Source organism: Corynebacterium sp. CCUG 69979 (genome assembly GCF_024454095.1).
GTDB lineage: Bacteria > Actinomycetota > Actinomycetes > Mycobacteriales > Mycobacteriaceae > Corynebacterium > Corynebacterium genitalium.
Window position 1 is genome coordinate 21,882 of the sequence record NZ_JAGPZA010000018.1, and the last position, 21,059, is coordinate 42,940.

General features: G+C 63.3%; 22 protein-coding genes. 18 read left to right on the top strand and 4 right to left on the bottom strand.

The features are described from left to right. Positions 1 to 23 precede the first annotated feature (23 nt). Positions 24 to 2,372: an acyltransferase family protein gene (locus KBX18_RS09710; protein WP_255995844.1), complete on the bottom strand. Its 2,349-nt coding sequence runs from the start codon at positions 2,370 to 2,372 to the stop codon at positions 24 to 26. A gap of 274 nt (positions 2,373 to 2,646) precedes the next feature. Here KBX18_RS09710 and rpsP point away from each other — a divergent pair, with 274 nt between their 5' ends. From rpsP to KBX18_RS09765, 11 genes are all read left to right on the top strand, one after another. Continuing rightward, positions 2,647 to 3,171, top strand: a complete 525-nt coding sequence (gene rpsP / locus KBX18_RS09715) for a 30S ribosomal protein S16 (protein WP_255995845.1) — start codon at positions 2,647 to 2,649, stop codon at positions 3,169 to 3,171. Positions 3,172 to 3,253: 82 nt separating this feature from the next. After that, positions 3,254 to 3,763: a ribosome maturation factor RimM gene (gene rimM, locus KBX18_RS09720; RefSeq protein ID WP_255995846.1), complete on the top strand. Its 510-nt coding sequence runs from the start codon at positions 3,254 to 3,256 to the stop codon at positions 3,761 to 3,763. A gap of 2 nt (positions 3,764 to 3,765) precedes the next feature. After that, on the top strand, positions 3,766 to 4,971 hold the full coding sequence (gene trmD / locus KBX18_RS09725; protein ID WP_255995847.1) for a tRNA (guanosine(37)-N1)-methyltransferase TrmD: 1,206 nt from the start codon (positions 3,766 to 3,768) through the stop codon (positions 4,969 to 4,971). Positions 4,972 to 5,088: 117 nt separating this feature from the next. Then, entirely contained in the window at positions 5,089 to 5,436 is a 348-nt protein-coding gene (gene rplS, locus KBX18_RS09730) for a 50S ribosomal protein L19 (RefSeq protein WP_005289675.1), read from the top strand. 219 nt (positions 5,437 to 5,655) lie between these two features. After that, on the top strand, positions 5,656 to 6,357 hold the full coding sequence (lepB, locus tag KBX18_RS09735) for a signal peptidase I (protein ID WP_083770353.1): 702 nt from the start codon (positions 5,656 to 5,658) through the stop codon (positions 6,355 to 6,357). Between the two features lies 1 nt (position 6,358). Further along, positions 6,359 to 7,006: a ribonuclease HII gene (locus KBX18_RS09740; protein WP_255995848.1), complete on the top strand. Its 648-nt coding sequence runs from the start codon at positions 6,359 to 6,361 to the stop codon at positions 7,004 to 7,006. Further along, positions 7,003 to 7,308: a DUF2469 domain-containing protein gene (locus KBX18_RS09745; protein ID WP_005289678.1), complete on the top strand. Its 306-nt coding sequence runs from the start codon at positions 7,003 to 7,005 to the stop codon at positions 7,306 to 7,308. The genes KBX18_RS09740 and KBX18_RS09745 overlap by 4 nt, the downstream gene beginning before the upstream one ends. 179 nt (positions 7,309 to 7,487) lie before the next feature. Beyond that, entirely contained in the window at positions 7,488 to 7,865 is a 378-nt protein-coding gene (locus KBX18_RS09750) for a YraN family protein (RefSeq protein WP_255995849.1), read from the top strand. Continuing rightward, positions 7,852 to 9,384 (top strand): YifB family Mg chelatase-like AAA ATPase, encoded by a 1,533-nt coding sequence (locus KBX18_RS09755; RefSeq protein WP_255995850.1) that lies wholly within the window; start codon positions 7,852 to 7,854, stop codon positions 9,382 to 9,384. Before KBX18_RS09750 ends, KBX18_RS09755 begins: the two co-directional genes overlap by 14 nt. Then, complete coding sequence (gene dprA / locus KBX18_RS09760) at positions 9,381 to 10,577, top strand: DNA-processing protein DprA (RefSeq protein ID WP_255995851.1); 1,197 nt, start codon at positions 9,381 to 9,383, stop codon at positions 10,575 to 10,577. Before KBX18_RS09755 ends, dprA begins: the two co-directional genes overlap by 4 nt. 296 nt (positions 10,578 to 10,873) lie before the next feature. Beyond that, the gene (locus KBX18_RS09765; RefSeq protein ID WP_255995852.1) at positions 10,874 to 11,758 is read left to right on the top strand and encodes a tyrosine recombinase XerC; all 885 of its coding nucleotides are present in this window, start codon (positions 10,874 to 10,876) and stop codon (positions 11,756 to 11,758) included. Here KBX18_RS09765 and KBX18_RS09770 read toward each other — a convergent pair. Then, on the bottom strand, positions 11,721 to 12,266 hold the full coding sequence (locus tag KBX18_RS09770) for a M23 family metallopeptidase (RefSeq protein ID WP_255995853.1): 546 nt from the start codon (positions 12,264 to 12,266) through the stop codon (positions 11,721 to 11,723). The genes KBX18_RS09765 and KBX18_RS09770 overlap by 38 nt on opposite strands. A 386-nt stretch (positions 12,267 to 12,652) precedes the next feature. Here KBX18_RS09770 and rpsB point away from each other — a divergent pair, with 386 nt between their 5' ends. From rpsB to KBX18_RS09790, 4 genes are all read left to right on the top strand, one after another. Beyond that, a complete protein-coding gene (gene rpsB, locus KBX18_RS09775) occupies positions 12,653 to 13,633 on the top strand; it encodes a 30S ribosomal protein S2 (RefSeq protein WP_255995854.1) in 981 nt (326 codons plus the stop codon). A 191-nt stretch (positions 13,634 to 13,824) separates the two neighbouring features. Next, positions 13,825 to 14,643, top strand: a complete 819-nt coding sequence (tsf, locus tag KBX18_RS09780; RefSeq protein WP_255995855.1) for a translation elongation factor Ts — start codon at positions 13,825 to 13,827, stop codon at positions 14,641 to 14,643. Positions 14,644 to 14,844: 201 nt separating this feature from the next. Then, positions 14,845 to 15,528: a UMP kinase gene (gene pyrH, locus KBX18_RS09785; RefSeq protein ID WP_232210339.1), complete on the top strand. Its 684-nt coding sequence runs from the start codon at positions 14,845 to 14,847 to the stop codon at positions 15,526 to 15,528. A 12-nt stretch (positions 15,529 to 15,540) separates the two neighbouring features. Beyond that, positions 15,541 to 16,470 (top strand): DMT family transporter, encoded by a 930-nt coding sequence (locus KBX18_RS09790; RefSeq protein WP_255995856.1) that lies wholly within the window; start codon positions 15,541 to 15,543, stop codon positions 16,468 to 16,470. On the opposite strand, the gene KBX18_RS09795 is transcribed toward KBX18_RS09790, so the two are convergent. Beyond that, the gene (locus tag KBX18_RS09795; RefSeq protein WP_005289690.1) at positions 16,457 to 17,557 is read right to left on the bottom strand and encodes an amidase; all 1,101 of its coding nucleotides are present in this window, start codon (positions 17,555 to 17,557) and stop codon (positions 16,457 to 16,459) included. The two genes, KBX18_RS09790 and KBX18_RS09795, sit on opposite strands and share 14 nt — an antisense overlap. A gap of 79 nt (positions 17,558 to 17,636) precedes the next feature. Between KBX18_RS09795 and frr the strand changes: the two genes are divergently transcribed. From frr to rlmN, 3 genes are all read left to right on the top strand, one after another. After that, positions 17,637 to 18,194, top strand: a complete 558-nt coding sequence (gene frr / locus KBX18_RS09800; protein ID WP_005289691.1) for a ribosome recycling factor — start codon at positions 17,637 to 17,639, stop codon at positions 18,192 to 18,194. A gap of 4 nt (positions 18,195 to 18,198) precedes the next feature. Further along, entirely contained in the window at positions 18,199 to 19,092 is an 894-nt protein-coding gene (locus tag KBX18_RS09805) for a phosphatidate cytidylyltransferase (RefSeq protein WP_005289692.1), read from the top strand. Between the two features lie 70 nt (positions 19,093 to 19,162). Next, positions 19,163 to 20,272: a 23S rRNA (adenine(2503)-C(2))-methyltransferase RlmN gene (gene rlmN, locus KBX18_RS09810; protein ID WP_255995857.1), complete on the top strand. Its 1,110-nt coding sequence runs from the start codon at positions 19,163 to 19,165 to the stop codon at positions 20,270 to 20,272. Between the two features lie 5 nt (positions 20,273 to 20,277). On the opposite strand, the gene KBX18_RS09815 is transcribed toward rlmN, so the two are convergent. Further along, complete coding sequence (locus KBX18_RS09815; protein ID WP_255995861.1) at positions 20,278 to 20,919, bottom strand: NAD(P)-dependent oxidoreductase; 642 nt, start codon at positions 20,917 to 20,919, stop codon at positions 20,278 to 20,280. Positions 20,920 to 21,059: the final 140 nt, after the last annotated feature.

A 21,059-nucleotide genomic window follows, 5' to 3' on the forward strand; every position in this document is an offset into this window, starting at 1 on the left:
GAGTAGTATTCCGGTGTCGCGCGTTAGTTGAAGATCAATTTGCCCGGTTCTCCCGGCGCGGGGTTGTTCGGGTCCGCGGGTGCGTAGGGTCCGTTGGGGTGAGCCTCGCCGGTAGGGTCCCCGTCGTCGGTGGCAGGGTCAGCATTCTCCGGTGCAGGCGGCGTGGTCGGGCTGCTTTCGCCGGTGGCTTCAGTGGCATCGGTGGCATCGGTGGCATCGGTGGCATCGGTGCCGCCGTTGTGCGGAATCTCCAGGGCGTCGAAGATCTCTCTGAGCTTCTCCCACACCAGCGGGGTGGTGGTTCGCGCGTAGGCGTTGGAGATGTGGTTCTGATCGCGGTAGACGTAAAGGTTGCCGATGATCGGCGGGCACAATGTATCGTCGCAGAACCAGTCTGACGTATCCAGGGACCACTGCTGGTTCTCCGGGAAGAGGAACGCCTCGCCCGGGTCTTCGAATCCGTAGACGGTTTTGCGGACAGTCGAGCAGGCTTCCATGGAGTTGCCGGCCACGAGGCACTCGTTGGGGTCCATGTGCTCGCCCTCGCGGCTGAATACCCACGGGTTGTCGCGAATGCCCAGGAAGGGGATGCCGTTTAGGCGCAGGGTGTCCCACACATTCGCGTAGGCGGGCGGAACGAGATCGGGGCCGACACTGCCTTCGCCGGCCCGGCCGGCCGGGCGGGTCGAAGTGGATACAGTCAGGTCCGGGTCGAGGTCGATGATCTCTTGGAAGGCTTGCTGGGACCACTGAGCGCACACTTCAGAGACGGTGTCCAGGTCGTCGAGGACCAGCGGGCACTCTTGACGCATGTACGGTACGACCTTGAACCCGTGCTCGCGCCCGAGGATGTCGAGGGGGATGACCCAGGGCTCCGAGTGGGAGCCGCCGAAAAGAACCACGGTGGTGTCGGCTTCGGTGTCGCCGTAAACGCAATGCTCGCCAGGCATCATGTCGGCTGGCTGGTCCATCCAGATCAAGCAGCCGTCATCAACGGTCGGCGGGAACATGTCAGCGATCAAGGTGGGGTCCGGTTCTGCTTGGGCCTCCGGTACATCGGCGCCGAAACGCGCCATCACGCCCGGGTAGGTGGCCGCGTCCAGGACGCCTTCGGCGTTGTCCACTTGGCGGGCAAAGACCGGCTGAATCGCCAGCAGACCTGCCAACAGTAGAGCGATGACGGCGCCGCCGGCGGCGCGGAGGCGGCCAGGAAGCGTCGTCAAGCTTGCTTTGGCGCGTTGAACGGGCTTGTCCGTCGTCTTAGGGCGCTTGGCGTGCTGGCGCAACGGGTCTTCGACCAAGCTGTAGGTCAGGTGCGCGAGCGCGAGCGACAGGCCGATGACGAGGATGCCCAAAGCGATCGACGGCGTGTCGCGTTCCGATCTCACCGTGAACAGAATGAGCAGCGGCCAGTGCCACAAGTAGAGGGAGTAGGCCACCTTGCCCAACCACTTCATCGGGGAGGACGCCAGTACGCGGGCGACAGCGTGATCCGGCCCAGCGACGACGACCAGAGCTGCACCCAGCAGCGGGAGCAGCGCGGCGGGGCCGGGGAATGCCAGCGAGGTGGAGATGACAAAGCCGGTGATCGTGATCATCACTAGGCCGAGACCCGCTGCGAACGAGCGGAGGCGTGCCGGGATGACGTCGGCGAAGGGAATCATGGCCAGCAGTGCACCGAAGCTCAGCTCCCACAGGCGGGAGGGGAAGGCGTAGTAGTTCTCCGGCGTGCCGACGAGCCCGTGCCGCGACGCGTAGGCAAAGGACGCGATAGTGACCAGTGAGAGCACGACAATGGCGCCGCGGCGCAGTCGCTTAACACCGATATGTGCGCGGGTAGCCAACAGCGCCACGATGATGCCGGCCGCGATGGCGAAGAGGTAGAACTGCCCCTGCACACTCATAGACCACAGGTGCTGCAGCGGGGATGTCTCCGAACCCGCGGCGGCATAGGCGGCGTCTTGCGCAGCGAGCTCGTAGTTCTGGTAGTACAACACGGACGCGGTGAACTGCTGAGTCAGCTCCAGGCTGAGCAATTCCGGCGTGAAATACTTGATCCCCAGGTAGGTCGCGGATAGCACCACCGCCAGCGCTGGCAGAAGACGCCGTGCGGTGCGCCACAACGGCCACCATGGGTTGAGCGACGGGTTCGGGCGGACTGCATAGCGCAGCTGCGCACCCATGAAGAAATAACCGGACAGCAGCAGGAAGACATCCACACCACCGGAAACGCGCCCGACGAAGACGTGGAAGACTACGACTAAGGCGATGGCAAACCCGCGCAGGCCGTCAAGGTCGTTGCGGTACGTCAGCCTAGGCAAGGGGGTTTGCCCCTGCTCGCGTGGCTTCTGTGTGCTTACCGTGGTAGTCATGCAATCTTGTCCGGCGTGTCTCGCTCGTATGTTTTGTTGATCCCCGCAGACCTTACCGCGCTTTCCCTGTAAACCTCATAGCCCACGCCTCTTTTGGCGTATAGGCCAGCAGCGGGTAGGGTGATTCGAGCTGCGTAAGCGCCGACCCCGGTAGTGCCAGTACAGCACACAACCGGCCGGCCAGTCACACGCAGGGAAATCTAAGGGTTGAACCGGTCCGCCAATAAGCGGCGGATGTCTGCACTGCCCAGTGACCGTAAGGAAGTACTTAAACATGGCTGTCAAGATCAAGCTGCAGCGCGTGGGCAAGATCCGCAATGCCCAGTACCGTGTTGTCGTTGCCGATGCCCGCACCCGCCGCGATGGTCAGGTCATCGAGAACATCGGTATCTACCACCCGAAAGAAGAGCCGTCGCTCATCCGCATCGATTCCGAGCGTGCACAGTACTGGCTCGGCGTCGGCGCACAGCCGACGGAGCCGGTTGCGGCTCTGCTCAAGGTGACCGGCGACTGGCAGAAGCACAAGGGCCTCGACGGTGCAGAGGGCACCCTCAAGGTTGCTGATGAGAAGCCGTCCAAGCTCGACCTGTTCAACCAGGCTCTTGAGGAAGCTGCTGGCGGCCCGACCGCTGAGGCCATCACCGAGAAGCGCAAGAAGGCTAAGGAAGAGGCAGAGGCTAAGGCTGCTGCTGAGGCCGCCGCTGAAGCTGAGGCTGCAGAGGCAGCTGAGGCTGAGGCTGAGTCCGATGACGCTGCTGAGGACGCACCGGCTGAAGAGGCTGAGGCCGAAGAGAACTAGTCGCCATCCCGCGAACCTCTCTGGGCTAGGACCTGGGGAGGTTTTCTCATGCCCGGAAGGAGATCGCGGTAGCCTGAGCTGCATGGAAATCAGGATTGGCAGGGTAGTGAAATCTCATGGTGTCCGCGGTGAGGTGGTTGTGGAGCCACTCGCGGACGACGAGGACATTCATTTCGCTCAAGGCGAGGTGCTCCACGGCCGACAGGCCGGCAAGGAGCGAGACCTGACCGTCACATCGGTGCGTCCGCATCAGAAGCGCCTGCTGGTCACGTTCGAGGAGGTTGCGGACCGCACTGCCGCAGAATCTCTGCGCGGCATGCAGTTCTTCGCCGAGCCGCTCGAGCGCGACGAGGACTCCGACGAGTACTACGACCACGAGCTCATCGGTCTGAAAGTGCTCCTTGACCATGCCGGAGGCACGCACATCGGCGAGGTCACGGGCGTGATGACCATGCCCAACCGCAAACTCCTCGAAGTGGATTACCACGGCAAAGAAGTGCTGGTGCCGTTCGTGATGGACATCGTGCCGGAGATCGACCTGGATGAGGGCTACCTGGTGATTACTCCGCCGGAGGGTCTGTTGGAGCTGTGAGCATGAGACTGGACATCATCACGATCTTCCCCGAGTACCTCGACCCGCTGCGCCACGCGCTGCTGGGCAAAGCGATCGAGCGGGGGATCCTCTCCGTCGGCGTGCACAATCTGCGCGACTGGGCCACCGGCAACCACAAAGCGGTGGACGATTCGCCGCTCGGTGGCGGCCCCGGCATGGTGATGCTCCCGGAAGTGTGGGGCCAAGCGCTCGATCACGTGGCGCAGCTTCCGCTTATCGACGGCAGCGCCCCCCAACTCCATTCCGCCACCCCGCACCGCAACGACAAAGCGCGCCATGACGACGTCGCCGCTGTGGCGCCGCGGCCGTACCAGGAAGAGAGGGATTGCCGGGCGGGCGAGGATCCAGAAGCGCCCTTGCTGCTCGTACCCACGCCCGCCGGGGTGCCGTTCACCCAGGCGGATGCACGGGCGTGGTCGCGCGAAGAGCACATTGTTATCGCCTGCGGGCGCTATGAAGGCATTGACCAACGTGTGTTCATGGACGCCGCGCAGCGCTACCGGGTGCGGGAGGTCTCCATCGGCGACTACGTGCTCATCGGTGGGGAAGTGGCGGCATTGGTCATCGCTGAGGCCGTGACGCGACTCATTCCCGGTGTGCTGGGCAACACCGAGAGCCACGAGGAAGACAGTTTCTCTGACGGCCTAGTCGAGGGACCTTCCTACACTAAGCCGCGTCAGTGGCGGGGACTCTCGGCACCGGAGGTGTTGCTGTCGGGGGACCACGGCAAGATCGCCCGGTGGCGCCGTGATGAGGCTTTGCGCAGGACGCAGCAGGTGCGGCCGGAACTCGTCGATAAGCTGCGCGCAGAAGGTGGGCTGGATGGAGATGACCTATTCACGCTCGATGCGCGGGATGTCTCCACCGACATCGCGGTGATCATGAATGCGGTCGCGTGGGAAAAGTCCCAGGGCAAAGTGGCGAAGAAGCTGCGCCGGGCGGGATTCATGGATGCCGCCGTGACAGTGGAGCTGCAGGATCAGATGTGTGTGGTGGACAATGCCGTCGTCACGCAATATTTGCAGGCTGAAGACGGCCCGCTGCTCGATCCGGTGTACCGCGTTGTTGTGGAGGGCCGCACGGCGCTGCCGCTGAAGGACGCGACTCAGGCCGTGGTCAACGCACTTCCCGGTGTCCAGTACTGGTACGGAACGACGACGGAGAAAACCGCACGGCGATTTGGGTGAACCCCTGGTGGTGTGCTTGAATATTCGGGTCATGTAGCCGACACGAACCAGCCGAGCGCCTTGCATAGGGAAGAGCCGCTAGGGTCCTCTGTCCAAATCTGAAAAGGAACATTCGTTATGTCTAACGGCATTATCGACAAGGTCGACGCAGGCCAGCTGCGCGATGACATCCCCGACTTCCGTCCCGGTGACACCCTGGGTGTCCACGTGAAGGTTATTGAGGGCAACGTTACCCGTACCCAGCTCTTCGAGGGCTTCGTGGTCCGCCGCCAGGGTTCTGGTATCCGCGAGACCTTCACTGTCCGCAAGATCTCCTTCGGCATCGGTGTGGAGCGTACCTTCCCGGTTCACTCCCCGAACATCGACCACATCGAGGTTGTCCGCCGCGGCCGTGTCCGCCGCGCGAAGCTGTACTACATGCGCGATTTGCGCGGTAAGGCAGCGCGCATCAAGGAGCGCCGCTAAGCTCCTGCCGTGCGAAACGCCCTCACCTGGTGGTGGGGGCGTTTGGATTTCCTGGTGCTAAGGTGATTGCCCGTGACCCACAACCCTGATCCCCGGTCTTCCCGCCGAACCGCCCCGTGGCCCGAACTTCCGCAGCAGTCCGGTAGTCCTGTGACGGCGCGGTACCAGCCCCGCCCTTCTGGTGAGCCGAAGAAGGCACCGAAGGACGACAAGGCCACGATGCCGTGGTACGTGGAGATCCCCATGGTGGTCGTGCTGACGCTGGGATTGATCTTCCTGCTCCAGACGTTTGTGGGACGCGTTTACCTGATTCCGTCGGCGTCGATGGAACCGACGCTGCACGGCTGTGAGGGCTGCAACGGTGACCGCATCTTCGTAGAGAAGGTCTCCTATTACTTCTCCGACCCGGAGCCGGGCGACATTGTGGTCTTCGAGGGCACTGACTCCTGGAACACCAATTACGTGTCTAACCGCTCGGACAACCCGATTGTGGCTGGGCTGCAGCAGCTCGGTTCGTACGTGGGCTTGGTCGCCCCCGACGAGAACGATTTGGTCAAGCGCATTGTCGCAACCGGTGGCCAGACCGTGTCGTGCCAGGCGGGAGACCCTGCTGTGATGGTTGACGACGAGCCGATTGACCAGTCCTACATTCTTCAGCCCCACGCGAACCCGATCATCGGTGATGAGGCTTCAGAGGCCTGCGGTGGAAGCTTCTTCGGGCCGCTGACAGTGCCGGACGATCATGTCTTCGTCATGGGCGATAACCGCACGAACTCGCTCGACTCCCGCGCCCACATGGGCGACCAGTTCCAGGGAACGATTCCGGAGGAGAACATCCGCGGCAAAGTCTCCTTCATCATTCTGCCGCTGACGCGCATTGGGTCTGTGAACAACCAGGACATTCAGCCGCAGCAGCAGTAGCGTGAGGCGACTCAAGCAGTTGCGCACGTATGAAGTCGCGCTGAGCAAAGCGGGCTTGGGGCCTGTCGCAGGTATCGACGAAGCCGGCCGCGGCGCATGCTTCGGCCCTGTCACTATCGCCGCGTGCGTGCTGCCCGACAAGCCCATTCCAGCGCTCGACGGTCTGACGGATTCCAAGAAGCTCACGCCTGCCAAAAGGGCAGTGCTTTACGACGCTATCCTCACCTCCTCGGACGCCCACTGCGTCGTGCATATCCCAGCCGCGGAGGTGGATCGGCGCGGTATCCACAACGCCAACCTTGACGGCGCGCGCATGGCCGTAGCGGGTCTCGGACTTACTCCGGGTTTCACGCTTGTCGACGCATTCCGCGTCCCGGGTCTTACCATGCCCCAGTTGCCGATCATCGGCGGGGACTACACCGCCCGCTGCATCGCCGCGGCGAGCGTGCTGGCGAAAGTCAGCCGCGACCGGCTCATCACGAAGATGGCGGAGACTTTCCCCGACTACGGTCTGGAGGGGCACAAGGGGTACGGCACGGCGGTGCACATGGATGCGGTGCGCCGTCACGGTGCGAGCGCGGAGCATCGCTACACTTATGCCAACGTTGCAGCTGCCCACGAGATGTACATGAGGAGCCGGACACAATGAGTGCTGAGGAACTGGACAACTACGAAGCAGAGGTGGAGCTGTCCCTCTACCGCGAGTACCGCGACGTGGTCAGCCAGTTCTCCTACGTGGTCGAGACAGACCGCCGCTTCTACCTGGCCAACGCCGTGGAGCTGATCCCGCACACCGAGGGCAAGGATGTCTACTACGAGGTCCGCATGTCAGACGCGTGGGTCTGGGACATGTACCGTGCGGTCCGTTTCGTCCGCTACGTCCGCGTGATTACCTACAAGGACGTCAACATCGAGGAGCTGGATAAGCCGGAGATGGTCATTCCTGAGTGACCCCTTTTCTAGCTCTGGCCGCTAATAGGACCTGTGGATAACGGTGGTTATCCACAGGTTTTGTCGTTCTCGGATGTTTCTCTCCCCCTGACGGAACCGATCGAGGTTCTCCGGTAGTCCAACGAAGTAGATCGTTTCAGCACGACTCTTCACACAGGTTCTGGACAACAGGGGGATACATGACTGCGGGCATCACGCCACGCGACCAGTACATGCTGGGAGCACTGGGGGAGACAGAGGTAGCCACCCGCTACGAACAAGCGGGGTACATCATCGTGGCGCGCAACTACCGCTGTCGCGATGGGGAGATAGACATTATCGCCATGGCCACAGACGGCACGACTGTGTTCGTGGAGGTGAAGACGCGGCGCGGCACGAGTTTCGGGGGTGCTGAGTCCGTGACCGCGCGCAAGTTGGCGCGTATGCGGAAGGCGGCGTCGCAGTGGCTTGCGGATAAGCCGTTCACGCAGGTGCGGTTCGACGTTGTCGAAGTGCTTTTCGACGGTCACGACTGCCACACCCGCCTCTACCAAGGAGTCGACGATGGCTCTTGCTAGCACCTACTCCGCCACCGTCGAAGGCGTGACGGCGCATTCCGTCACCGTGGAGGCCAACGTCGGTCCCGGCTTGCCGGGGATGCACATTGTCGGCCTCGGGGACAAAGCTGTGGGGGAGTCCCGCGACCGGATCCGTACTGCGGTGGCCAATTCGGGCTTGCCGTGGCCGCGGACAAAGATCATGGTCTCCCTGTCGCCGGCGAACTTGCCGAAAGCCGGCTCGCAGTTCGACCTTCCCATCGCCTTGGCCGTTTTGGCCAGCATGAATCCGGTGATTGAGCGCCGCCTCAGAAGCTGTCTGGTGGTAGGTGAACTGGGTCTGAGCGGCCAGCTCAGGCGTGTGGACGGCATTTTGCAGATCATCCTCGATGCCCTCCACGCCGGCCCGCACCGGGCCATTGAGCACATTGTCATCCCCGCCGGCAATGCCCAGGAGGCGGCGCTGGTCGGCCACCCCAGCGTGCGCGTTGCGCACAGTCTCACCGAAGCATGGCAGTGGCTCGCGGGTGAGCGGGACTTGCCCGGACTCGAGAAGATCGACCACGTTGTCCGCACGATCCCGGTTCCTGACTTCCGGGACGTTGTGGGGCAAGACCAGGAACGTCGAGCCTTCGAGATTGCTGCCGCCGGGGCGCATCACATCCTCATGATCGGCGCGCCGGGTTCCGGCAAATCCATGTTGGCTGAGCGTCTACCGTCGATCCTGCCCGAGCTCACCTCGAAGCAAGTCGTCGAGGCCACCGCGATTCATTCCATTTCCGGGGAGTCGAGTGGTGAGGTGATAGGGCAAGCTCCCTTTGTGGCGCCGCATCCGTCGTTAAGCAAGGCAGCGTTGATTGGCGGCGGTTCCGGCATTCCGCGACCTGGTGCCGTGAGCCACGCGCATCATGGCGTGCTGTTTCTCGACGAAGTAAGCGAGATCCCCGCCGACACCCTCGACGGGCTGCGCGTGCCGCTGGAAAAGGGGGAAGTTCGGCTTACCCGGGCGCGCCGAGAGGTGGTGTATCCGGCGAGCTTTCAGCTGGTCATGGCGGCGAATCCATGTCGTTGCGGGGTGGGCGTGCCGGAGAAGTGCACCTGCCGCCCGACCGAGCGGGTGAATTATCTGCGTAACGTGTCGGGGCCGCTACGCGACCGCATCGACATCTCGCTCAGGACGTCCTCGGTCGGGGCGGTGGTGGGCAGGGCCGACAACGAACCGTCCGAAGCCATCGCGCAGCGAGTGCTGGCGGCGCGTGACCGCGCCAAGCACCGGTGGGAGAAAGCAGGCGTGCGCGCGGCAACCAATTCGCGCGTTGCGGGGGCGACATTGCGGCGGCACTTTCTGGCGGATGACGCCGGCATGGCGGTGATTGAGGGTGCCTTGGCGAATGGCGACATCACGCAGCGGGGAGTCGACCGGATCCTGCGTCTGTCGTGGACCATCGCCGATCTCGCGGGCGCGGAGCGGCCGAGCCTGGAGCACGTTTTCGATGCGCTGGAACTGCGCGCATCCAAGGAGAGGGGAGTACTGGTATGAGTGCATCGAAACTTGAGTCGTGGGCATATTTGAACCGGGTCGTGGAGGGGCCCAACCGCCACTTGCTCGCGCACTTGGGTGCCGGGCGCGATGCCGACGAGCTTGCCCGCGGCATCCGCACCCGTGCGAGTTGGCTGGGGGAGCTGGGTCCCGCGACAGAATCGCGCTACACCTGGGACCGTCCCGCCGAAGATCTGGAGGAGGCCGCGCAGCACGGATACTCGTTGATCACCCCGGAGCATCCGGAGTGGCCCGCCGATGAGATCGCAGCGTCATTCGGCAGCGCGTTGAGCAAGCAGGAGCGGGGCCTGGGCCCGGCTGCTGGTGAAGAGCCCCTCCCGCCTGAGGGGTATCCACCGCACTCCTTGTGGGCGCGGGGCAATACGAACCTGGCGCAGTTGTTCGCACAGTCGGTGGGGATCGTCGGCACGCGAGCGGCGAGCGCCTACGGCCACCATGCAACCGCCGACTTGTGTACCGGCCTTGCGCGGCATAGGTACACGATCGTGTCCGGCGGGGCACTGGGTATTGACACCGTCGCCCACGAGACCGCGTTGAACAACCAGGCGTTGACCGTTGTTGTGGCCGCGTGCGGGCCGGGGCAAATTTACCCGAAGCGTAACACCAAACTGTTTGACCGGATCGCGGCTGAGGGCGGTGCCATTGTCACCGAGTACCCGCCGGGAATGACTCCGGACCGGCACCGATTCCTGACTCGAAACCGGCTCGTGGCGGCGTTGACTCAAGGGTCGATCGTCGTCGAGGCTGCGTTCCGGTCAGGCGCCCTAAATACGCTGAAATGGGTCAAAACGTACAACCGTGTACCCCTCGCAGTGCCGGGGCCAATCCTGGGGCCGGGCTCGCTGGGAACGAATCTGGCCATCAGAAACGACAGGGCTGACATGGTGCTCAGTGCCGACGATGCGCACCAGCAGCTCGGCGCGATCGGCTCCACTGATGTCGATGGACAGTTGGAGATCGACTTCGAGGCAGACGCGATCCAGAAGCTCTCCCGCAACGAGCTGCGCGTCTACGACTCGCTGCCAGTGGCCGGAGCGGGTGGAATAGACGCCGAGGCCGTTGCCCAGGCGAGCGGGTTCACAATCGCCCTCGCAGTTCACTTGCTTATGGACCTGCACAAGAAAGGGCTCGTGGTCAGGAAAGGGAAGATGTGGGAAAGGAGTGAGAGCTAGACGGCAGCGCGGCACTTTCGCGTGTGAAGCGCCGCGCTGGCTGCTGCATTTTCGTGCCGTCCACGCGTCAAGTAACACCAGCACCAGCAGTAACATCTGAAATGGGTGTATGTAGGGCCGATTTCAACGGCACGAAAATGCGAAAAATCTTATGGGTTGAGCACCGCTAGAAGTTAAACCATCTGACCGGCGAGACCGTGTGCTCGGTCAGGCGTATGCGTGGATGTCCCGGTGAGCACGAGGTGCGCCCATATACTTCCACTGAAGATGAGAAGTAGAGTTCCGGAGGTTGGGCGATGGCGCACTTAGAAGAGGCCATCGATGACTTCGCTGACCACGCGCTGCTTGTCAAAGGCCGCTCCGAGGCGACAGTCAGGGGCTACCGCAGCGACCTGCGCACCTTGGCCGAGGTTGCTCCGACCTTCGACGATTTCACCCTCATCGCCCTGCGCGGGTGGCTCGCCGACGCGATGCGGCAGGGCCTTGCGCGCTCCACAATGGCGCGGCGTACCGCCGCAGCGCGAAGCTTTTCGACGTGGGCGTACGAGCGCGGCTACCTTGACTCAGATGTCGCAGCACGGCTGGTGACACCCCAGATCAACCGTCACCTGCCTGACGTGGTGACGCCATCGCGGGCGGGCGAGCTCGTCGAGGCGGAAATCAATCCTGACGCCGACGGGCCAGAAGCTGCGCGCGACCGGGCCATGCTTGAGTTGATGTACGCGACAGGCATGCGCGTGGCGGAGCTGACGGGACTCGATGTGGATGATGTCGATACCAAGCAAGGGCTTGCCCGGGTCACCGGGAAGGGAAACAAACAGCGGGTTGTGCCGTTTGGGGAGCGTGCCACTTCAGCCATCGAGGAATGGAAGACCCGCCGTGCAGAGTTGGTGGGGGAGAAGAGCGGGCACGCGCTGTTTCTCGGCTCCCGGGGCGGGCGGATCGACCAGCGGCAAGTCCGGCGCGTGGTGGAACGCGCCGCGCAGCGCACCGGTGACACGGATCTGAGCCCCCACGCCCTGCGGCACAGTGCGGCAACGCACATGCTCGAAGGCGGGGCGGACCTGCGTGTGGTGCAGGAGTTGCTGGGGCACTCGTCGCTGCAGACGACGCAGATCTACACGCACGTTTCCGCGCAGCGGCTTAAGAACGTGTACGACCAGGCACACCCGCGGGCATGACATGCTGACCGTCGACAGGTTTGAGCCGGATCGGCGGCGCATCCAGCAAGCTCAGCGGGTTGATATAGGAGTCTTTACCGGTGCGCGCACCCCAGTGCAGGCCGGCATGGTCTGCCATGGGCTGGGCCATTCTACCGATCGGCTGGCCTTCGCGGACGTGGTCGCCGACCTTCACGGTGGCATGGACAGGCTGATAGGTGGTGCGGATTCCGTCGGGGTGGTCGATGGAGACCGTCGGCACGCCGACGACAAGACCGGTGAAAGCGACCACTCCCTCTCCAGCGGCGAGGATGTCTTGGCCGGTGCGAGCAGCTAGGTCGACGCCGCGGTGGCCGGGCAGCCAATTCTTCTCCGGGATGTCGGCGCTGCGGGTCACACCCGTGGCGTGCGGGGTACCTGTTGTCGGGTCGACATAGGCGGCGGCTGGGGCGGCAGTGGCGATGCCCGTCGCAATCGTCATGAGCATCACAAGCGCGGTTAACAGGGGTGAAGCGGTGCGGGTGTTCATGGGGTTCAGTGTGGCGGGGATGGTGGGAGGATGCGTCGCTAAGCGAAATGCCTTGTGGAAAACGCCGACTTATCCACAGTCCCGGTTCGTCCGCGCGCCGTGAATTGGCGCATACGCTGGAACGATGTAGACTCCACTACTAGCAGTGTGCCCTGCGGGGTGTGCTGACTACGCGCGATGAAAATGCCTGGTAGGGCCCTTGCGTCAAGGGCCTTGCGCAACACAGGTGCTGCAACCCGCAACGGTCCCACGAACATGAACACACGGGCGGTTCCCTGCCCGGTGAAATTTTTGTGGGCGTGGGTGTGGCTCGTCGCTAGGGTGCGGGCAAAACCCGCACAACAGACAAGTAACCGAACACGATTAACTCCCAAGGAGACATTCCCATGGCAGTCGTAACCATGCGTGAACTCCTCGACGCCGGTGTGCACTTCGGCCACCAGACGCGTCGTTGGAACCCGAAGATGCGTCGTTTCATCTTCACCGACCGCAACGGCATCTACATCATCGACCTGCAGCAGACGCTGACCTACATCGACGAGGCATACGAGTTTGTCAAGGAGACCGTCGCACACGGCGGCACCATCCTCTTCGTCGGCACCAAGAAGCAAGCTCAGGAGCCTGTCCAGGAAGAAGCTGACCGCGTGGGCATGCCGTACGTCAACCACCGCTGGCTCGGTGGCATGCTGACGAACTTCCAGACCGTGTCCAAGCGCCTTGCCCGCATGAAGGAGCTGCAGGCCATGGACGCAGCCGAGGACGGCTACGCTGGCCGCGGCAAGAAGGAAATCCTCATGCTCAACCGCGAGCGCACCAAGCTCGAGCGCGTGCTGGGCGGCATTTCCGACATGACCAAGACCCCGTCCGCTCTGTGGATCGTGGACACCAACAAGGAGCACATCGCTGTCGCCGAGGCAGAGAAGCTGCGCATCCCTGTTGTTGCCATCCTGGACACCAACTGCGACCCGGACACCGTCAACTACCCGATCCCGGGCAACGATGACGCGATCCGTTCCGTGAAGCTGCTCACCCACATCGTGGGCGAGGCTGTTGTTGCTGGTAAGCAGCAGCGCGAAGAGCGCCAGCTGGCGAAGGCCCGCGAGGCTGCTGGTGACGCTCCGGCAGCTGGCACCACCCAGGACGCCGGCATCGCCGAGGTCCAGGCTGAGGCTCCGGCAAACGCTTCCGGTGAGAACGTTGCTGAGGCTGTCGCAGACGTGGAGGCTACCGAGACCGCTGCGCCGCAGGGCACCCCGGCAACCCCGGCCGCTCAGGAGGCAGACGCTGCTTCCGCTCCGGCGCAGGAGGCTGCGGCTGAGGCTGTGGAGAACGTCGACAACCCGAACAACGACGTCGACCCGGTCTAAAACACGTGACGCCGCGAATGTGACCCCCGCGCCCGCTGTGCGCCCTGTGAGCAAAAAGCTTCAACAGGGCGCGGGACGCGGGGGTTTGTCGTGGTGTAAGACAGCTCCGGCAAACTCTCTGTGAGTCCACTACGCTGTCTAACGAACTACACAAAGAACAAAGATCCAATAACGAGGAGGCTCGCCCCACTATGGCGAACTACACCGCTGCAGACGTGAAGAAGCTGCGCGAAACCACCGGTTCCGGCATGCTCGACTGCAAGAAGGCCCTGGAAGAGGCTGGCGGAGACTTTGATAAGGCCGTTGAGATCCTGCGCGTCAAGGGTGCGAAGGACGTGGGCAAGCGCGCTGAGCGCAATGCCCTGGAGGGCTTGGTCGCTGTCTCCGGCAACACCATCGTTGAGATCAACTCCGAGACCGACTTCGTTGCTAAGAACGACGAGTTCAAGCAGATCGCCGACCAGATTGCTCAGGGCGCTGCCGCAGTGAAGGCGAACTCCCCGGAGGAGCTGGCCAACGCTGATGTCAACGGCCAGCCGGCATCCGAGGTGCTGCAGAACCTGTCAGCGAAGATCGGTGAGAAGCTCGAGCTGCGCCGCGCCGCCACCATTGAGGGCGACAACGTGGAGACCTACCTGCACCAGAAGGCTGCGGACCTGCCGCCTGCAGTGGGCGTGCTCGTCGCGTACACCGGCGACAACGCTGAGGCTGCTCACCAGGTCGCTCTGCAGATCGCAGCGATGAAGGCTCGCTACCTGGACAAGGACTCCGTCCCGGCTGAGGTCGTGGAGAAGGAGCGCGCAGTCCAGGAAGAGATCACCCGCAACGAGGGCAAGCCGGAAGCTGCCATCGAGAAGATCGTCGAGGGCCGCCTGGGCGGCTTCTTCAAGGATGTCGCTCTGCTGGAGCAGCCGTCCCTCGCCGACTCCAAAAAGACTGTCAGCCAGTTCGCTGAGGAGTCCGGGATCACTGTGACCGACTTCGTCCGCTTCGAGGTAGGCCAGCAGTAAGCTGACGCTTTCCACGCACCCCGGTGTCGTCGCTTATCGACGGCACCGGGGTGTTGCCCTTCTTGCCTGGATAGCGAGTACACTGGGTCGCCGGAATAGACCATCCCTGTCGAAGCCAGTCGAACCCAGTCGAAGGAGCTCTCGGTGACCGACCCGATCAACGAAGATCACGTCCAGTCTCGCCGCGGATACAACCGCGTCATGCTCAAGCTGGGAGGTGAGATGTTCGGCGGCGGCAAGGTCGGCATCGACCCGGATGTGGTGGAGAACGTGGCCCGCCAGATCGCCGATATTGCTCAGAGCGGCACCGAGGTGGCGGTGGTCATCGGTGGCGGTAACTTCTTCCGCGGTGCGGAATTGCAGCAGCGCGGCATGGACCGCGCCCGCTCCGACTACATGGGCATGCTGGGCACGGTGATGAACTGCTTGGCGCTGCAGGACTTCTTGCAGCAGCTGGGCGTGGACTGCCGTGTGCAGACCGCCATTAACATGGCGCAGATCGCGGAGCCGTACCTGCCGCTGCGCGCATCCCGCCACCTGGAGAAGGGTCGCGTGGTCATCTTCGGTGCAGGGATGGGTATGCCGTACTTCTCCACCGACACGACTGCTGCTCAGCGCGCCCTCGAGATCGGGTGTGAGGTACTCCTCATGGCTAAGGCTGTCGACGGCGTGTACTCCGACGACCCGCGCACCAACCCGGACGCGGAACTCTACACCGAGATCACCCCGCGCGAGGCGATCGAGAAGGGTCTCAAGGTCGCCGACGCCACCGCGTTCAGCCTGTGCATGGACAACAACATGCCCATCTTGGTGTTCAACCTCCTCAAAGAGGGCAATATTGCGCGTGCTGTCGCCGGTGAGCGCATCGGCACCCTCGTCCAGTAGGCGGCCCGGTAATTGCTAGTTGGAGCCGCCCTCGGTGTCGGGTCAGTTGTTCCTGCCCAGACTGCGGTGAACGCCCGGCTGCGTAGCAGCATCGGCGCACCGATCCCGGCATCGCTCATTTCCTTCTTCGTCGCGCTGTGCTGCGCCGCGGCGGTGGCCCTTGCCGTTTCCGGGCCGAACGTCGATTTTGCGGCGGCTGCCGCGCAGCCGTGGTGGGTGTGGATCGGCGGCGCTATGGGCGTGGTTTTCCTCACCGGCAGCGTGGTTTTGTTCCCCATGCTGGGCGCGGTGGAAACGATCATCATCCCGATCCTGGGGCAAGTGATCATGGCCCTGGTCATCGACCACTTCGGGCTGTATAACTCTCCCCAAAACGAGGCGACGTTCTGGCGCGTGCTCGGGGCGTTCGTCGTGGTGGCTGGCATTGTGACTGTTCATGTCCTGGGCACCCCCGGTTCGCAGCCGGGGCTCGGGGAGGGACGCGCTGACGCCGGTGCCGCCTGGGGATGGCGCGCCTTCGGAGTGCTCATGGGCATGTGCTCGGCTACGCAGACCGCCGTCAACGGCCACCTGGGCACTGTGCTGGGCAGTTCATTGCAGGCCGGCACGATCAGCTTGTTCGTCGGTGTTGTCCTGCTGCTTTTGCTCAGCATGCTCGAACCGACCTCCCGCAAAGCCCTGCTCACCGGGATTGAGCCCGGGCCGTGGTGGATGTGGCTCGGGGGTGTCTTCGGCGCGATCTTCGTCGTGGGCATGGCCACGCTCGCACCCATCTTGGGCACCGGAACGACGGTCATTGCTCAGCTGGCCGGCGCGATTATTTGCGGCCAGGTCATTGAGGCGCTCGGGTTGTTCGGCTCGGCCCGCACGCGCATCAACGGTGCGCGTATCGGGGGGCTTGTCCTCGTCTTCGCCGGCGTGGCGATGGTCAGACTCCTCTAGCCGCCTTCCATTCCTGCCACACGTCTTCGACTTCTGCGGCGAGCGCGAGCACCTCGCTGTCGCTGGCAGTAATACCGCCGATGTGGATGGGCCCGACAGCAATCGCCGGCCCGCCAGTGAGGTTGAAAAGAGAGCACCACGGCGACCACGCAGTCTGCGCGGCGAAGCTCTCCGCTGGGCTCATCGCGGAAAAGTGACCCACCGGCGGGGGATCTGTAGCGACGGTCGGGGTGAGCAGCACATCCACACCCCACTCACGCTGCAATGCCTGCGACAATCCGGCAATATGGCGCTGACCCTCCGCGAGCTGCGCGGCAGTCACGGCGATACCTTGCTCCTTCAACCAGGAAATGTAGGCACTGTCCAGCGGGTCCACCTTCACGAACGCCTGCTGGATACGGCGGGTGAAGTGCGTAAACGTCTCTGCGGCCGCCTGATACGGGTGGAGCTTAACGACGTCGCAGCTGCCCCCGAGCACCTCCGCCGCCTGCTCAACGACTGCTATTCGGTCGGGGCTGACCACCGATTCAGTGGAGAAGAGGGGAGTGGTGAGGAGGCCGACGCGCAGGCGTCGATAAGCATTGGGCGCGTTGTGCAAGAACTGCTGGTCCGCGACTGTCGCTGTGATGAAGCCGTCGGTGGACACGGTCTTGCTGGTACCCGCGGGCTTGAAACCGACAACCTCGCATGCGGCGGCCGGAACGCGCAAAGAGCCGCCCGCGTCGCTGCCGTGCGCCGCGCGGTGCAGGCCCTCGGCGACGACGACAGCAGCCCCGGTGGATGACCCGCCTGGAGTCGCGCCCGGATAGGCAGGTGAAGTGAGCACAGGAACGTCGGGACGCTCGGCATAGATCGTGGCGCCAAGCTCGGAGGTGGCTGTCTTGCCGTTGATCGTCGCGCCCTCGCGCTGGAGAGCAGCTAAAAAGGGGCTGGTGGTCCCCGCAACGTATGTGCGCTGCGGGTTTCCGCCGGTGGTGGGCATGCCTGCGACATCGGACAGATCTTTAGCAGGGATGACCCAGCCGCTCAAGCGGCCCGTAGTTACGGGCTGCGGATCCGGGGCAAGATACGCGAAGGCGGGGTGCATAGTGTTCTACAGTCTATGACGGTAGCTGGCACTGCTAAGTTGGTAGAGAACACAATCTGGATCAGTGAAGGATGAACCCATGATCGATGACGTATTGCTCGACGCTGAAGAGCGCATGACCAACTCCGTGGAGCACACCCGTGGCGAGCTGGTGACCATCCGCACGGGCCGCGCGAACCCGGCGATGTTCAACAGCGTCATGGCGGAGTTCTACGGCGCACCCACGCCGATCAACCAGATGGCCACCATCTCCGTGCCGGAGCCGCGCATGCTGCTGATCAAGCCGTACGACCCGTCCACCATGGGTGAGATTGAAAACGCCATCCGTAACTCTGACCTGGGTGTCAACCCGACGGACGACGGCCAGGTCATCCGTGTGACCATCCCGCAGCTGACGGAGGAGCGTCGCCGTGACCTGGTCAAGCAGGCTAAGGGCAAAGGCGAAGACGGCAAGATTGCAATCCGCAACGTCCGCCGCTCCGGCATGGATGCTCTGAAGAAGATCCAGAAGGACGGCGACGCCGGCGAGGACGAAGTCTCCGCTGCGGAGAAAGAGCTGGACAAGACCACTGCCAAGTACGTCGACATGATCGACGACCTGGTGAACAAGAAGGAAGCAGAACTGCTCGAGGTATAAGCCTGTGACAGACAGCGAGGCACCAGCAGCCGGCCATTCACGCCGGGTGCATTTGCCGAAGCCGAAGAACTCCGCAGGCCGTAACCTCCCCGCCGCCATCGCGACGGGTCTCGCGCTGATCGCCCTCGTGCTGGTGGCCACATGGGTGGGTCCCGTGATGTGGTACCCCGTGGTGTGTCTCGCCATGGCGTTGGCCATGTGGGAGGTGCTCACGCGCCTGCGCGAGCACGGTTTCGGGGTGTACAGGTTCACCATCATCGTGCTCGGTTTGAGCATGGTCGTGTCCACCTGGCCGTTCGGGTACCCGGGCCTGCTGGCCACGTTCACGGTCAGTGCGCTGGCCATCATGTTCTCCCGTCTGTTCTTCCACGGGAGGAACACTCCGCCGCAGAACTACGTCCGCGATACTGCGGTGAGCATTTTCGTGCTCGTGTGGATCGGGCTGTTTGGCTCCTTCGCCGCGATGATTTCCCGGCTGGAGTCAGGGGATGTCACCGGTAGCCATTTCATCCTCACATTCATCGCGTGTGTGGTGGCGAACGACGTGGGTGGCTACGTCGCTGGAGTTCTGTTCGGCTCCCATCCCATGGCACCGGCCGTCAGCCCCAAGAAGTCCTGGGAAGGCTTTGCGGGTTCAGTGCTGTTTGGCGCGGTGACAGGCGTGTTGACGGGCATGTTCATGCTGGCGAGCCCGTGGTGGACGGGACTCATCTTTGGCGTGGGGACCGTGCTCTGCGCCACCATGGGCGACCTGGTGGAAAGCCAGTTCAAGCGTGAGCTGGGCATCAAGGACATGTCGGGGCTTTTGCCCGGCCATGGCGGCATGATGGACCGCGTCGATGGCATTCTGCCGGCCGCCGCTGCGACGTGGCTGCTGATGAGTGTCGTGGTGATCTAACGGCCGTCTCACCCGTGCCTCTGGTTGCTATTCGCTAACTGCGCTATCCCGTGCCACAATGGGGCACGTCATGAGTGATTTTCCAAAGATCCAGTTGCTGTCGCCCAAGCGCGGCATGCCGCCGAAGCACTTCGCCGACCTGAGCGAGGAAGAGCGGATTGAAGCGCTCGGTGAACTCGGCCTGCCTAAGTTCCGCGCCGATCAGATCGCGCGCCACTACTACGGCCGCTTCGAGGCGGACCCGTCCACGATGACGGATTTGCCCGCCGCGCAGCGCGAGCTGGTCAAGGATTCCCTGTTCCCGCGTCTGCTCACCCCGGTGCGCAAGGTGGAGACCGACAACGGCGACACCACCAAGACGCTGTGGCGCTTGCACGACGGCATTCTTCTGGAGTCCGTCTTGATGCGCTATCCGGGCCGCGCCACCCTGTGCATCTCGTCGCAGGCAGGGTGCGGCATGGCGTGCCCGTTCTGCGCGACCGGCCAGGGCGGCCTCGACCGCAATCTGTCCACTGCGGAGATCGTCGACCAGGTCCGTGAAGCCGCCGCGATGATGGAGGCCGAAGGTTCCCGCCTGACCAACGTCGTGTTCATGGGCATGGGCGAGCCGCTGGCCAACTACAACCGCGTTGTGTCCGCGGTGCGCCAGATTGTCAGCCCGGCCCCGCACGGCTTCGGCATTTCCCAGCGCAACGTGACGGTGTCCACGGTCGGTCTCGCCCCGGCGATCCGCAAGCTTGCCGACGAAGGCCTGTCCGTCACTCTCGCCGTGTCCCTCCACACGCCCGACGATGAACTGCGCGACGAACTCGTCCCGATGAACAACCGCTTCACCGTTCAGGATGTGCTGGACGCCGCCCGCTACTACGCGGACCAGACCGGACGCCGTGTGTCGATTGAGTACGCGCTCATCCGCGACATCAACGACCATGACTTCCGCGCGGACATGCTGGGCCAGAAGCTTCACGACGCGCTCGGCCCCCTCGTCCACGTCAACCTCATCCCGCTCAACCCGACCCCAGGGTCGAAGTGGGACGCCTCCCCGCGCGAGCGCCAGGACGAGTTTGTCCGCCGCGTCATTGCCCAAGGCGTCACCTGCACGGTCCGCGACACCAAGGGGCAAGAGATCGCAGCCGCATGTGGCCAGCTGGCTGCCGATGAGAAGCAGGCGGGGGCATAGGGTATCTACCGCGTCGGAGTCATCACAGTGAAGTGCTGATCATTTCGGGGGTCTTCAACCTCATCAATGGCTGCGATAGCGAGATCAGACGCGGTGATGCTGGAGGTCCCGGTGGCGTCTAGCAGCAGAGTATCGGTTCCACGCTCGTAGGTGCCTGTGCGCTCCCCGTCCATGAACAAGGCCGGCGGACTGAGGTAAGTCCAGTTTGTGTACGAGTGGCTGAGGCAGGTTTCAAACTGCTGCAGGCTAGCGCGGGCGATAGCTTGCCACTCCGACGGAACGAACTGCGGGTCATCGACCACTCTCGTGTTTCTCAAGTTCGGTGACCACAAGGGAGCAGATCCCCCGATGATCAAAACACGAGTGTTGTTCTGCTGAGCTGCGTCAAGAAGACTGAGTGTCAGGTCCGCGATCTGCGACTCCATACCTTCTCGGGTCCTGACAGCGCACACGCAGGCATCTACGGGTTTGAGTACTTCCGCAAGGGATTCGGTTTCAGCGATATCCAGGGCGTGTGGCCTGATTAAAGGAGTGCCAGTTGCTTTGGGGCGCCGCGAGATTGCAATCACCTCGTGTGAGCGTACAGCTGCTTCCTGTGCAATAGCGCTACCCGCCATTCCGGTGCCTCCAAGAACCGCTATCTTCATTTCGTTGCCTTTCTGATTTGTCCAGTGCGTGGAGGGGAGAGCTGCCCGGCTGCCATGGCGACGGAGGGTGTCCGATTGTTTGTGTGTGGGGGTTTGGTTTACAAGTAGTCTGCGAATCGGTCGGGGTAAGCCACGGCTAG